This window comes from Sorangium sp. So ce296, assembly GCF_051529605.1.
Lineage (GTDB): Bacteria > Myxococcota_A > Polyangia > Polyangiales > Polyangiaceae > Sorangium > Sorangium cellulosum_D.
Genome location: NZ_CP150325.1, coordinates 7,770,339 through 7,782,641 on the forward strand (window position 1 = coordinate 7,770,339; position 12,303 = coordinate 7,782,641).

Below are 12,303 nucleotides of genomic sequence, written 5' to 3' on the forward strand. Positions count from 1 at the left end.
CGTGTGCGCCGGCGCGATGACCGGGGCGCGCACGGTAGCACGGCGGCGGCTCCTTGCTCCTCCAACTACGATGCGATGGGACTCGTGACGCGCATCAGCCCGGACGGCGCCGACGCGCTGGCCGGCTTCCTCATCAACTCGCGTCCGCCGCAGGACCTGGACGTGATCGCCGCCGGCAAGGTCGTGCAGCGCCGCATCGCCATCGAGAACCACAACGAGGACGCGCAGATCGTCCTCTCCGACCCGCAGGGCCGCGAGCGCATCATCCTGGGCGTCGACCGCGACGGGCAGGCGCGCATCCAGATGCTCGACGCACAGGGCAAGGTGACGTTCCAGGCGCCGCAGTGACGCGGCGGAGGCGTGCGCTCGGCCCGCCGGCCGTCCCGGTGGCGGTGCGGGAGGTCGAGCTTGCCGACGCGCGAGGTCGGCGACACGACGCCCCCCTGCGGCACGGACGCCGCGCGCATCCATGCGCACGTGCTACGCGGTCGGCATGCGAGCCCTCGTCCCGTTGCTCCTCCTTGCCTCGGCGTGCACCCCCGCCGCGCCTCCCTCGCCCGGACCCGCGCCCACGCCCGTCGCGGTCGCCGCGCCCAGCCCCATGGAGCCCGCGCCGGGCCGTCCCGTCGCCTTGCCCGCGGAGTTCGTCGCGGACCGCATCTTCGTCCGCCCCGTCATGGTCGACGGGCGACCCTTGCGCCTCTACACGGACACGGGCGGCGGCACGCAATTCCTCCATCCGCCGGCGGTGGAGCGACTCGGATTCTCGGTCCGCACGATCGAGGCGGACGGGGAGAAGCTCTCCCTCACGCCCATTCCCGCCTGGCGCGCCGAGGCGAGCATTCCACCGCCGCTCGCCATTCACCAGCCTCCCGAGCTGAAGACGCACTATTTGGTCCTCGACGAGGCTTTCGACGAGGGGGACGGGTTCCTCGGCCAGGGCTGGTTCGGCGGGCGCACGTGGACGTTCGACTATGCGGCCCGAAAGCTGCTCTGGCGCGCCGCGGGGGACTTCCCTGCCCACGCGTCCTCCGATGCAATCCCGCTCCATCTACCTCGCGCCCAGGATGGCCTGCCCACGATGCACTTCGGTCGCGTCACCGTGCTCGTCGACGGGGAGCCGATCGACCTGCTGTTCGACACCGGCGCCACCCTGACCCTCACGCCCGAGGCGCTCGCGACCCTGGGCGACGGCGGTCCCGCGACCCGGGGGACGAGCTTCATCGCGCGCAACGTATTCGAGCGCTGGCGCTCCCGCCATCCAGAATGGCGCGTCGTCGCCGACGCCGAGCGGCGCACGGGCTTTGCAATCATCGAGGTCCCCAGGGTGTCGATTGCGGCCCACGAGGTGGGTCCGGTGTGGTTCACCTTCCGCAAGGACGAGAGCTTCCACGCGTTCATGTCCTCGATGATGGACGCCAGGGTGGAAGGCGCGCTCGGGGGCAGCGCGCTGCGCTACTTCCGCGTCACCGCGGATTTCGCCCAGGGGAAGGTCGTCTTCCAGCGCCCGTGAGCGATGGAGCGCGCCAGGCTCCGCCGAAGGGCAAGCGCGCGAAGGCCGTGGTCGCTCGTGCTGACGCTGTGGTCGCGCTCGAACAGCGGGACCTGCGCGTGCGGATCAGAGCTCGGACGCCACGCTCACGATGGCCCCGGTGATGCGCGACAGATCCTCCGGCGCGATGATGTAAGGCGGCATCGTATAGACCAGCTTCCCGAACGGCCGTAACCAGACGCCGCGCTCCACGAACGCCGGCTGCACGCGCGCCATGTCGACGGGCCGCTCGAGCTCGACAACGCCGATGGCGCCGAGCACGCGCACGTCGGCCACCGCGTCGAGGGCGCGGCAGGGGGCGAGCTCGCGCTTTAGCTGCGCCTCGATGGCCGCGACGCGCGCGCGCCAGGGCGAGTCGAGCAGCAGCCGAACGCTGGCCAGCGCGGCGCTGCACGCGAGCGGATTGCCCATGAACGTGGGGCCGTGCATGAACACGCGCGGATCGCTCCCGGCGATGGTCTCGGCCACCCGCTCCGTGAAGAGCGTGGCGGCCAGGGTCATGGTGCCGCCGGTGAGGGCCTTGCCCAGGCACAGGATGTCCGGCGCGATGCCCGCGTGCTCGCAGCCGAACATCTCCCCGCTGCGGCCGAAGCCGGTCGCGATCTCGTCGAGGACGAGCAGCACGTCGTGGCGGTCGCAGAGGGCGCGCAGCTCGCGCAGGTAGCCCGGGTGGTAGAAGCGCATCCCGCCGGCGCCCTGCACGACGGGCTCGAGGATGACGGCCGCCACCTCGTGCGCGTGCCGCTCGAGCAGGGCGGCCATGCTGCCCAGCGCTTCCGGCGACCAGGGCGCGCCGAAGGCCGGGCCGGGCGCCGGGGCGAACAGGTGCTGGGCGAGCGCGCCGCGAAACAGGTGGTGCATGCCGTTCACGGGGTCGGTGACCGCCATCGCGCCGAACGTGTCGCCGTGGTAGCCGCCGAGCACGCTGACCAGGCGGCGCTTCTCCGGCCGCCCCCGCGCGATGAAGAACTGCAAGGCGAGCTTGATCGCCACCTCGACCGACACGGATCCGGAGTCGGCGAGGAAGACGCGCGTCAGCGGCTCGGGCGTGAGCGCCACGAGCGCCTCGCACAGCTCGACCGCGGGCGCGTGGGTGAGGCCCCCGAACATGACGTGGCTCATCCGCTCGAGCTGGGCGCTGATCGCCGCGGTCAGCGCCGGGTGCCCGTAGCCGTGGATGGCGGCCCACCAGGACGACATGCCGTCGACGAGCTCGCGGCCGTCGGTGAGGGTGAGGCGGACGCCCTCCGCGCGCTCGACGGCGAAGAGCGGCGCGCTCGAGATGGGCGCGGCGTAGGGGTGCATCACGCAGCGGCGGTCGCGCGCGACGAGGTCGTCCCCGCTAGCCACGGCGCCCTCCTCCGGCCTGCCGAGCCGACGGCGTGCCGTCCTCGTCGCGTCGAAGCGGGCTGCGGCGCGCGAGCGCGCGGGTTCCTCGGAGCTCGATCGTTCGCCAGGGCATCGCGGCGCGTCTAGCCCAGAACGCGCAGCGCCACCAGGGTCCGCCGGGCACGGGGGCCTCCCTGCCCAGCGCCGCCGCGCCCCGGCGGCCCCGGGCCGGCGCTGCCGCCCCCGAGGCGCGAGGCCGCGACCCCCCTCCGTACGATTCCTCGATCGGGCTGTAACGTTCGGGCCCCCTCCGAGACTGTGCTCGTAGCGGGATGAGCCGCCGTCGCGCCGGGGACAGGCCCGGGCGCAGGTGCGCGCGCATTCATCGCACGTCGAGACACGTGATGACGTCGCGCTCGAGCAGAGCCAGGCGACGATGAGGAGACATCCATGAACGGTCTGCTTCGCAAGGTCCTTCGGTTTGGCACCATGATCTCGGCCGCGGCGCTCATGTCGTCCGCGCTCCCCGCCTGCGGCGGCGGGGACGGCGACGGCGCGACCGGCGCCGGCGGCCCCGAGGGATCGGAGAAGAATACGTATGTCCTGGTCCACGGCGCCTTCGTGGGCGGCTGGGCCTGGGACAAGGTGGTGCCGCTCCTCGAGGCCGGCGGCAACGAGGTGATCGCCCTCGATCTCCCCGCGCACGGCGAGGACCGGACGCCCCTCGCGAGCGCCAGCCTGCAGGCCTATACCGACGCCGTGGTGGAGGCCATCGACAGCGCCTCGCGCCCCGTGATCCTCGTGGGCCACAGCATGGGCGGCATCGTGGTGACCCAGGCGGCCGAGCAGCGGCCCGACAAGGTGAAGACGCTGGTCTACCTGACCGCGTTCCTGATGAAGGACGGCCAGTCGCTGAACCAGGAGTGGGCCGACGACGCGGGGGCGGAGATCAAGGCGTATGCGGCCCCGTCGAGCGACGGCACCTCGCTGAGCTTCAAGGAGGGGTGGGCCGAGGACGCCTTCTGCCAGGATTGCTCCCCGGAGGACATCGAGGCGCTCGAGAGCCACCTGCGCGAGGAGCCCGCCAAGCCGTTCGACGAGCCCATCCACGTCACCGAGGAGCGGTGGGGGAGGGTCCCGCGGGTCTACATCGAGGCGCTCCAGGATCTCGCCATCAGCCCTGCGGAGCAGAGGCAGCAGTACACGGCGTTGCCCTGCGAGAAGGTGATCTCGATCGACGCGGGCCACGCCCCCTTCCTGACGAAGCCGAGGGAGGTCGCGGACGCGCTGACGTCGCTGTGACCCGGCCGACGGCCGCCGTCCTCCCCGGGGCGAGCCGCCACGGATCGGCGTCGATTGCTGGGGGGCTCGGCGGCGTGGTACCGTCCGCCGCGTGTCCCACGACGCTCTGGCCGGCGCCGGCGCCGGCGCCGACGGCACTGCGGCCGCACCGGCGCAGCGCGCATCGGCCGAGATAGGCCCGCTCCCCGCGACGGACGGCGCGGCCGGCTCCGCGGCGTCGGCGGACGACCTCGCGCTCGTCCGCCGGCTCCTCGCGGGCGACGAGCAGGCCTTCGAGCGGCTCGTGACCCAGCTCCACACGCCCATGCTCCGGCTCGCCCGGACCATCGCCGGCCCCGCGTGCGCGCAGGAGGTCGTCCAGGAGACCTGGGCGGCGGTCTTCGACGGGCTCGTCCGCTTCGAGGGGCGCTCCGCGCTGAAGACCTGGGTGTTCCGGATCCTCACGAACCGCGCCAGGACGTGGGGCGCGCGGGAGAAGCGCACGGTCCCCGTCTCGTGGCTGGAGGACGGGGATCGGGGCGGCGAGCCCGCGGTCGAGCCGGCTCGATTCGACAGCACGGGCGACTGGGTGAGCCCGCCTGTCCCGTGGACGGAGCAGAGCCCGGAGGGGCTCTTGCTGCGCAAGGAGATCGGCGCCGTGCTCCAGCGGGAGATCGAGGCGCTGGTGCCTGGCCAGCGCGCGGTGGTCCTGCTGCGCGACGTGGAGGGGTGTCCCTCCGATGAGGTCTGCGAGATCCTGGGCATCAGCGAGGCGAACCAGCGGGTCCTCTTGCACCGTGGCAGATCGAAGCTCCGGGCCGCGCTGGAGCGATACCTGACGAGGGGGTGAGCGCGCATGGTCGTCACATGCTGTCAGCTGACGGAGATGATCACCGACCGGAGCGAGGGAAAGCTGTCCTCGGAGCAGGAGGAGGGCTGCGCGCGGCACCTCGCGTGGTGCGACCGGTGCCGGACCTACCTGCGGCAGATGGAGCTGACGATCGACGCGCTCCGGGGGATCCCGGGCGAGCCGCTGCACGACGAGGTCCGCGCCGCGCTGTTCGCGCAGTTCCAGCGGCGGAAGACGACCGCCGACTAGCGCCGCGGGTCAGGAATCCCGCCGACGAAGTGTTCTAGAGCAAACAGCACATGATTCTCCCCAAAAAACGTGACCCACGGTTCATCACCATCCGCCGCGGAGGGCTCCTGGAGGACGGCACCCATCACGCGCTGGCGATCTGGGCCGCGGAGTGCGCGGAGCACGTCATGAGGTTCTTCGATGAATACAGGCCCGACGATGACCGGCCGCGCAGGGCGATCGCGCTCGTGCGGGCGTGGACCCGGGGCGAGGCCACGATGAGAGAGTGTCACAACGCGGCGTTCGCCTCCAACGCCGCAGGCCGCGACGCGCCCCCCGCCGCCCGGTTTGCCGCCCTCGCGGCGGGTCAGGCGGTGGCCGTGGCGCATGTCGCCGCCCATGAGCTGGGGGCCGCGGCGTACGCCATCAGGGCTGCCAGGGAAGCCGCGCCGCCGGGCCAAGGGGACGCCGCCGCGCGCGCCGAACGCGCGTGGCAGTGGGAACAGCTGACCGACGAGATACGAGACCTCGTCCTCGACGACCAGAAGCTGCGAAACGCGCTCTGCTGGAACGTGTTCGTCGATTGAGCATGACGTTCGAGGTCCGCTCCATCCAGGAAGCCACGGCGGGTCGTGGGGTTGTCGGGGTCAGCAGGTCGGCCAGCGAGCTTCACGTCGGAAAGTCGGTCGACGCCGAGACCGCGCGCCACGCGGCGAGCTCCTGCGCCACGAGCGCGTTCTTCGCCTCGATCGCGGCGACGGCGTCGGTGCCGAGCGGCAGACGCAGCGGCGGGTTCTTCGCGCGGGAGAGCTCGACGACCACGCGGGCGAGCCGCACCGGGTCGCCAGGCTGCTGGAGGCTGACCTCCTTCGCGTAGCTCCGGACCTTGCCCGCGGTCTCCGCGTAATCGTCGATGACCTTCCCCGTCGCCACGACGGACTTCGCCTCCAGGAACTCCGTGCGGAAGTAGCCCGGCTCGAGGATCGTCACCGAGATGCCGAGCGGCGCGAGCTCCGCGTGCAGCGCCTCCGAGATCCCCTCGACGGCGAACTTCGTCGAGCAGTAGATGCCGAACCCGGGCCCCGACCGGTAGCCGCCCACCGACGAGAGGTTCAAGATCAGGCCGGCGCGCTGCTTCCGGAGCTGCGGGAGCACGGCGCGCGTCACCGCGAGCAGGCCGAACACGTTGGTCTCGTAGACGCGCCGCACCTCGTCGCCCTGGGTCTCCTCGATCGCGCCGACGACGCCGTAGCCGGCGTTGTTCACCAGCACATCGATCCGGCCGAACCGCGCGACGGCAGCCTCGACCGCGGCGGCGACGGACGCCTCGTCCGTCACGTCGAGCGCGACGGGGAGGAGCGCCTCATGCCGCCCGAAGCGGTCCGTGACGCTCCTCGGATCGCGCGCGGTGGCGACCACCCGGTCGCCGGCGGCGAGCGCCGCGTTCGCGATCTCCGCGCCGATGCCGCGCGACGCTCCCGTGATGAACCAAACACGCTTGTTCTCGCTCGCCTCCATGGGGATCTCCTCTCGGTGTCCGGGGGGCTCAGCGCCCCTCGCACGAGTGAACATGCAGCATCCCGACCTTGAAGAAAATGCGCAGAACGATTGAAGCTCTATGAACGTACGCTTCATAATCGGGCATGATCGACGCGCTCGACGGGCTCACGACGTTCCTCGCCGTGGGCCGCTGCAAGAACTTCACCGCCGCCGCCGCCGCGCTCGGCGTCACCCCCACCGCCGTGAGCCAGAAGATCAAGCTCCTCGAGCGACGGTACGGCGTGGTGCTGTTTCAGCGGACCACGAGGCGCGTCGCGCTCACCGAGCCGGGCGAGAGCCTCTTTCGGCGCCTCCAGCCCGCGATCGCCGACGTCGAGGGGGCGCTCGCCGCGCTCGGCGACTACCGCGGGCGCCCCTCCGGCAACCTCCGCATCACCGCGCCGCGCATGAGCGGCGCGTGGCTCCTCGCTCCGCTCGTCGCGCAGATGCGGGAGGCGTACCCGGAGCTGTCCATCGAGGTCTCGCTCGACGATGCCTTCGTCGACCTCGTGGCAGCCGGCTTCGACGCGGGCATCCGGCTCGGCGACGCTGTCGAGAAGGACATGGTCCGGGTCCCGATCACGAGCGACTCGTCGTGGTCGATCGTCGGCTCGCCGGCCTACCTCGCGAAGGCGGGGCGACCGCGCGCGCCGGAGGACCTCGTCCGCCACCGCGCCATCCGCCAGCGCCTCATCGCGAGCGGCACCGTGTATCGCTGGGAGCTCGAACGCCGGGGCAAGACGATCACGGTCGATGTCCCTGGCGGCATCGTCGTCGACGACATCGCGCTCATGGTCGCGCTCGCGTGCGCGGGGTCGGGCCTCGCGTACGTCCCCGACCAGGCCATCGAGCGCGACCTCGCCGAGGGACGGCTGGAGCGCGTGCTCGAGGCGTTCATCACGAAGGGACCTGGCTTTTACCTGTACTTTCCGGCGCGCACCCAGGAGCAGCCGAAGCTCCGCGCGCTGATCGAGAGCGTCACGAGCGCTCGCGGGCAGAAGGCCAAGCGTCGTTCGGGTCGGACCGGCGCCTCCGGCGGCGAGGGCCCCGCGTGAGCCCGAGCCCACCCGCGGCCCAGCGCGGCCGCAGCGCCACGCCGCCGCCCTCGGCGCCGGCGCTGTCCCCTCACGACGACGGCCGCGCTGCCTCGGTTCAGCCGCCGCCGGCGCGCCGCACGGCGACGCCGACGCCGGCGGTGCTCCAGCAGTCGCTCACATTCCAGGAGATGGTGGTGTTGGAGTTGGCCACGAGGTAGCCGGCCAGCGCGACCATGGTCGCCGGCGAGGTCTGGCGCAGGTTCATCGTCGATGTGGCCGAGGTGGGGCTGATGGTGGGGCTGGCGTTGGCGTTGCGCGCCGCCATCAACGTGTACACGAACGAGTTTGTCGCGCTGAAGTTGGTGGTGACCCCTCGGGCCGTGCCGTTGCAGTCCGTCGCGTTGTTGAGGAGGCCAGTCGAGGTGGTGCTCGCGAACGGGTTCGATTGATGCACGCCCTTCAGCTCCACCACGTTGGCGAAGGACACGCCCCAGCTGGCCGAGTTCGCCATCTGCACCACCACGGGCCTGGTGCCGGTGGTGGCCGGCAGCTGGCTGTCCAGGAGGTAGTAGATGCGCGCAGCGGCGTTGTTCTCGGTCGTCACCCCGTTGAAGAGCGTCATCGGCGTGCCGTCGTAGGTGACGCTCACCGGCACGAGCGCGTTCTCGGAGGCGACGACCCCGACCAGGACCATGCGATCGTTGCCCGACGGCGACTGCAGCGTGTGGCTCACGTTGATGATGGGCGTCGCCATCCCGCTGACGCCCACGCTGCCGGTGCGCGAGTTGACGACGACGATATCCGGCGTGACGACGCAGCTGCCGTTCGAGCAGATGGGCCTCGCTCCCGAGCACACGTGGCCGCAGTCGCCGCAGTTGCTCGAGGTGCCGAGCTGGGTGGTGCAGCCGTCGCTCGGGTCGCCGCACGCCTTCCAGCCCGGGTTGCAGGTGGGCACGCAGGTGCCGGCGGTGCAGGCGACGGCGCTCGCGTGCGCGTTGCTGCACACGTCACCGCAATCGGCGCAGTTGCTGACCGTGCCGAGCTGGGTGGTGCAGCCGGCCTCCGGGTTCGCGCACGCCTTCCAGCCCGCGCTGCAGGTGGGCACGCAGGCGCCGGCCGTGCAGGTGGTGGCGCTCGCGTGCGCTGTGAGGCACCGGGTGTCGCAACCGCCGCAAGAGTTGATGTCGCTGGCGGTGTCCTTCTCGCAGCCGTTCATGCCGTTGCCGTCGCAGTTGCGCCACGCGCCGCTGCACACCGGCTGGCACTGGCCGCCGCTGCAGCCGTTGCTGGTCACGTGCGCGCCGGAGGCGGTGCTGCACACCTGGTTGCAGTCGCCGCAGTGGCTCGGGTTCGTGGCGGTGTCCGTCTCGCACCCGTTGTTCGCGTTGCCGTCGCAGCTCTCGTAGGCTCCGGCGCACACGGGGTTGCAGCCCGACGAGCTGCACGTGTTGCTGACGACGTGGGCGCTCGACCCGCTCTGGCAAACGAGGTTGCAGCCGAGGCAGTTGCTCTCGTCGTTGTACAGATCGATGTTGCAGCCGTTCTTCGGTACCCCGCAGTCGTCGTACTGCGCGGTCGTGCACACCGGGTTGCAGGTGCCGTCGAGGCACTGGTTGCTGGTGGTGTGGATGGTGTTGCACTGGGTGCTGCAGTCGCCGCAGTGCCCCTCGTCGGTCCTGATGTTGGCCTCGCAGCCGTCGCTCAGCGAGCTGTTGCAGTTGGCGTAGTCCGCCTTGCAGCCGACGAAGGCGCAGGCGCCACTCTGGCACGTCGCGGTGGCGTTCGCGTAGATGGTGTTGCAGTCGACGCCGCCGGCGGCCGCGCAGGCGCCGCAGTGCGTCTGGTTGGAGTTGACGTTCGTCTCGCAGCCGTTGTCCGGGTCGCCGTCGCAGTCGCCCATCCCGCTGTTGCAGGTCCTCACCTTGCATTCGCCGCCCTCGCACTTGGGGGCGCCGCCGGCGATGGTGCACGTCTCGCCGCAGCCGCCGCAGTGGCTGAGGCTCGTGTCCGTGCTGGTCTCGCACCCGTTCTCGTAGATGCCGTCGCAGTCGGCGAAGCCCGGCGCGCAGGTGCCGACGGCGCAGCCGGTGGCCGTGCACTTGCCGGTGCCGTTGGCGACCGTGCACAGGCTGCCGCACGTGCCGCAGTTCTCCGGATCGGCGGCCAGGTTCACCTCGCAGCTGTCTTCGGGGTCGCCGTTGCAGTCGCCCCTGCCGGCCGGGCACACCGTCTCTCCGCACTCACCATCGCGGCACCAGGGCCTGCCGCCCGCCGTGGGCTTGCACTCGATGCCGCACCCGCCGCAGTTCAACACGTCGCGGGTGACCGCCCTCTCGCAGCCGTCGCCGACCAGGCCGTTGCAGTCGGTGAAGCCCTCGTCGCACTCGACCTTGCACTCCGACGCCTCGCAATACGCGTCGCCGTTCGCCGCCGGGCACAGCTCGTCGCACGCGCCGCAATGGCTCGAGTCGATCGCGGTGTTCACCTCGCAGCCGTTCTCGGGGTCGCCGTCGCAGTCGGCGTACGGCGCTTCGCACTCCTTGACCTTGCAAGCGCCGCCCTGGCACTCGGCCGTCGCGCGCGGCAGCGCGCATTTCTGGCCGCAGTCGCCGCAGTTGTCCACGTCGCCGCGCAGGTTCACCTCGCACTCGCCCTCGACCTGGCGATCGCAGTTGGCGTAGCCATCCGGGCAGGTGGGGCCGCACACCCCGTCGATGCAATCGCTGCTGAGGCAGTCCCTGCTCGAGCGGCAATTCTTTCGGTCCTCGCAGCCCCCGCAGTCGGCGCCGCAGTCCACGTCGCTCTCGGTGCCGTTGTGCACGCCGTCGGTGCAGGTCGGCGCGACGCACAGGCCCTCCTGGCACACGCGGCTCTCGCAGTCGCTGCCCTGGTTGCAGTCCTGGCCGGTCGCGCACTTCCTGTCGCAGCTGCCGCCGCAATCGATGTCCGACTCCGAGCCGTCGCGGGCTTCGTTCATGCAACCCGCTTCCTGGCAAATGCCGTCGATGCACTCGCCCTCGGCGCAGTCGCGGCTCGCGGCGCAGCCGGCGCCGAGCGGGCACGGATCGCACTCGCCGCCGCAGTCCAGGCCCGTCTCGCCGTCGGACTGCGTGCCATCGGTACAGTGCGGCGGGGGGGCGGCGCCGCCTGCCGGCGGGAACTCGAAGTCCGGCACGCTGCACGAAACGGCGGAGATCCCCGCCGTCAGCGCGGCGGCCGAGAACGCGCGGAGCAGCGCGAAGCAACGTAGAAAGCTCGGGGTCGACATCCACCGGCCAAAGTACCATCCTCTGGCGGATTTCGCGGCCACAAATCGAGACAGCGCCAGGATCCTCGCCGAGCTCTGCCGGCGCGCTCGCACCTCCGACGACGACGCGGCGCGGCGTCGCGCGCCGCGAAGGCCGCGCCGCCACGTTGACAGGAGCGGAGACGGCAAGCCACTATGGTAAGCCTCGCATGAGGCATCTTCTACGAATGTTCCGCGTCGCAGCGGTGAGGAATTTTCTACGAATGTTCCGCGTCGCAGCGGTGAGGAATTTTCCACGAATGTTCCGCGTCGCGGCGGTGCTGCTGCTGCTCGAGGCGCCCGCGCTCGCGCAGGACGACGACGCGCTCAAGCGAGCTCGCGCGCAGTTCCAGCAGGCGACCGAGCTCGAGCAGGCTGGCAACTGGGCCGCGGCCCTGCAGCAGTTCCGCGAGGTCGGCCAGGTGCGGATGACGCCGCAGGTGCGCTTCCACATCGCGGTGTGCGAGGAGAACCTGGGGCGGCTCGTGGCCGCGCTCGGCGGCTACGAGCTGGCGCTCGCCGAGGCCGACGCCGTGGGGCCCGATTTTCGGGGCGAGGTCGAGCAGTCGATCGGCCGGCTGCGCGCCCGGATCCCGAAGCTCGTCATCGTGCGCGGCAAGGGGGCGGCCTCCGCGGCCATGGCGCTCGACGGCGTCGCCCTCGGCGGCGCGTCGATCGGCGCCGAGGTACCGCTCGATCCCGGGCCTCACGCGCTCACCGCCAAGGCGCCCAATCACAAGCCGTTTCAAAAGACGGTGGAGCTGAAGGAGGGGGGGGTGACGCGCGTCGAGGTGACGCTCGAAGCGTTGCCGCAAGAGCTGCTGATCCGGGCGGGCGCCTTGCCGGACAAGCCGCCCTCCAAGGTGGTGCCGTTCGTCGTCGGGGGCGTCGGCGCGGCGAGCCTGATCGGCTCCGGGGTGCTGTTCGTGCTCCGCCAGGGAGCGCTCACGGATCTGGAGGACGCCTGCGGTCCGGGCGGCAAGTCGTGCCCGCCCTCCATGCAGTCGCGTTACGACGACCTCAAGTTCTATCACTACGGCGCGCAGGTGGCGCTCGGCGTCGGCGTCGCCGCGGTCGGCACGGCGACCGCGATCCTGCTCCTCCAGAAGAAGCCCAAAGAGCCCGCGAAGACCTCGCTCGCCGTCGTGCCCGTCGCGGGCGCATCCGAGATAGGGGCGAGTCTCTCGGGCGCGTTCTGAGC

11 protein-coding genes are annotated in these 12,303 nt (G+C 71.5%); 8 read left to right on the forward strand and 3 right to left on the reverse strand.

The genetic code is table 11. The annotated features are described in order from the left end of the window. Nucleotides 1–75: 75 nt before the first annotated feature. Nucleotides 76–348 carry a hypothetical protein gene (locus WME98_RS28765; RefSeq protein WP_437944938.1) on the forward strand — a complete coding sequence of 91 codons (273 nt, stop codon included), beginning with the start codon at nt 76–78 and terminating at the stop codon, nt 346–348. Between the two features lie 145 nt (nt 349–493). Further along, nucleotides 494–1,513: a hypothetical protein gene (locus tag WME98_RS28770; protein ID WP_437944939.1), complete on the forward strand. Its 1,020-nt coding sequence runs from the start codon at nt 494–496 to the stop codon at nt 1,511–1,513. A gap of 105 nt (nt 1,514–1,618) precedes the next feature. On the opposite strand, the gene bioA is transcribed toward WME98_RS28770, so the two are convergent. Beyond that, nucleotides 1,619–2,902 (reverse strand): adenosylmethionine--8-amino-7-oxononanoate transaminase, encoded by a 1,284-nt coding sequence (gene bioA, locus WME98_RS28775; protein WP_437944940.1) that lies wholly within the window; start codon nt 2,900–2,902, stop codon nt 1,619–1,621. 429 nt (nt 2,903–3,331) lie between these two features. Here bioA and WME98_RS28780 point away from each other — a divergent pair, with 429 nt between their 5' ends. From WME98_RS28780 to WME98_RS28795, 4 genes are all read left to right on the forward strand, one after another. Beyond that, nucleotides 3,332–4,183, forward strand: coding sequence for an alpha/beta fold hydrolase (locus WME98_RS28780; RefSeq protein WP_437944941.1), 852 nt, complete (start codon nt 3,332–3,334; stop codon nt 4,181–4,183). 91 nt (nt 4,184–4,274) lie between these two features. Beyond that, nucleotides 4,275–5,012 carry an RNA polymerase sigma factor gene (locus WME98_RS28785; RefSeq protein ID WP_437944942.1) on the forward strand — a complete coding sequence of 246 codons (738 nt, stop codon included), beginning with the start codon at nt 4,275–4,277 and terminating at the stop codon, nt 5,010–5,012. Between the two features lie 6 nt (nt 5,013–5,018). Continuing rightward, complete coding sequence (locus tag WME98_RS28790; RefSeq protein WP_061622586.1) at nt 5,019–5,261, forward strand: anti-sigma factor family protein; 243 nt, start codon at nt 5,019–5,021, stop codon at nt 5,259–5,261. A gap of 50 nt (nt 5,262–5,311) precedes the next feature. Continuing rightward, the gene (locus tag WME98_RS28795) at nt 5,312–5,827 is read left to right on the forward strand and encodes a putative immunity protein (protein WP_061622585.1); all 516 of its coding nucleotides are present in this window, start codon (nt 5,312–5,314) and stop codon (nt 5,825–5,827) included. Nucleotides 5,828–5,909: 82 nt separating this feature from the next. Here the strand turns inward: WME98_RS28795 and WME98_RS28800 are convergent, their stop codons facing one another. Further along, a complete protein-coding gene (locus tag WME98_RS28800; protein WP_437944943.1) occupies nt 5,910–6,758 on the reverse strand; it encodes an oxidoreductase in 849 nt (282 codons plus the stop codon). A 125-nt stretch (nt 6,759–6,883) separates the two neighbouring features. Between WME98_RS28800 and WME98_RS28805 the strand changes: the two genes are divergently transcribed. After that, nucleotides 6,884–7,834: a LysR family transcriptional regulator gene (locus tag WME98_RS28805; protein ID WP_437944944.1), complete on the forward strand. Its 951-nt coding sequence runs from the start codon at nt 6,884–6,886 to the stop codon at nt 7,832–7,834. A gap of 97 nt (nt 7,835–7,931) precedes the next feature. On the opposite strand, the gene WME98_RS28810 is transcribed toward WME98_RS28805, so the two are convergent. After that, a complete protein-coding gene (locus tag WME98_RS28810) occupies nt 7,932–11,084 on the reverse strand; it encodes a hypothetical protein (protein WP_437944945.1) in 3,153 nt (1,050 codons plus the stop codon). Nucleotides 11,085–11,362: 278 nt separating this feature from the next. Here WME98_RS28810 and WME98_RS28815 point away from each other — a divergent pair, with 278 nt between their 5' ends. Beyond that, nucleotides 11,363–12,301 carry a PEGA domain-containing protein gene (locus WME98_RS28815; protein ID WP_437944946.1) on the forward strand — a complete coding sequence of 313 codons (939 nt, stop codon included), beginning with the start codon at nt 11,363–11,365 and terminating at the stop codon, nt 12,299–12,301. The last annotated feature ends 2 nt before the right edge of the window (nt 12,302–12,303 follow it).

Excerpts from the sequence above, each read along its gene's own strand:
- WME98_RS28800 (WP_437944943.1), bottom strand. The coding sequence starts at position 6,758 with ATGGAGGCGAGCGAGAACAAGCGTGTTTGGTTCATCACGGGAGCGTCG.
- WME98_RS28780 (WP_437944941.1), top strand. The coding sequence starts at position 3,332 with ATGAACGGTCTGCTTCGCAAGGTCCTTCGGTTTGGCACCATGATCTCG.
- WME98_RS28795 (WP_061622585.1), top strand. The coding sequence starts at position 5,312 with ATGATTCTCCCCAAAAAACGTGACCCACGGTTCATCACCATCCGCCGC.
- WME98_RS28770 (WP_437944939.1), top strand. The coding sequence starts at position 494 with ATGCGAGCCCTCGTCCCGTTGCTCCTCCTTGCCTCGGCGTGCACCCCC.
- WME98_RS28805 (WP_437944944.1), top strand. The coding sequence starts at position 6,884 with ATGATCGACGCGCTCGACGGGCTCACGACGTTCCTCGCCGTGGGCCGC.
- WME98_RS28765 (WP_437944938.1), top strand. The coding sequence starts at position 76 with ATGGGACTCGTGACGCGCATCAGCCCGGACGGCGCCGACGCGCTGGCC.
- WME98_RS28810 (WP_437944945.1), bottom strand. The coding sequence starts at position 11,084 with ATGTCGACCCCGAGCTTTCTACGTTGCTTCGCGCTGCTCCGCGCGTTC.
- WME98_RS28790 (WP_061622586.1), top strand. The coding sequence starts at position 5,019 with ATGGTCGTCACATGCTGTCAGCTGACGGAGATGATCACCGACCGGAGC.
- WME98_RS28815 (WP_437944946.1), top strand. The coding sequence starts at position 11,363 with ATGTTCCGCGTCGCGGCGGTGCTGCTGCTGCTCGAGGCGCCCGCGCTC.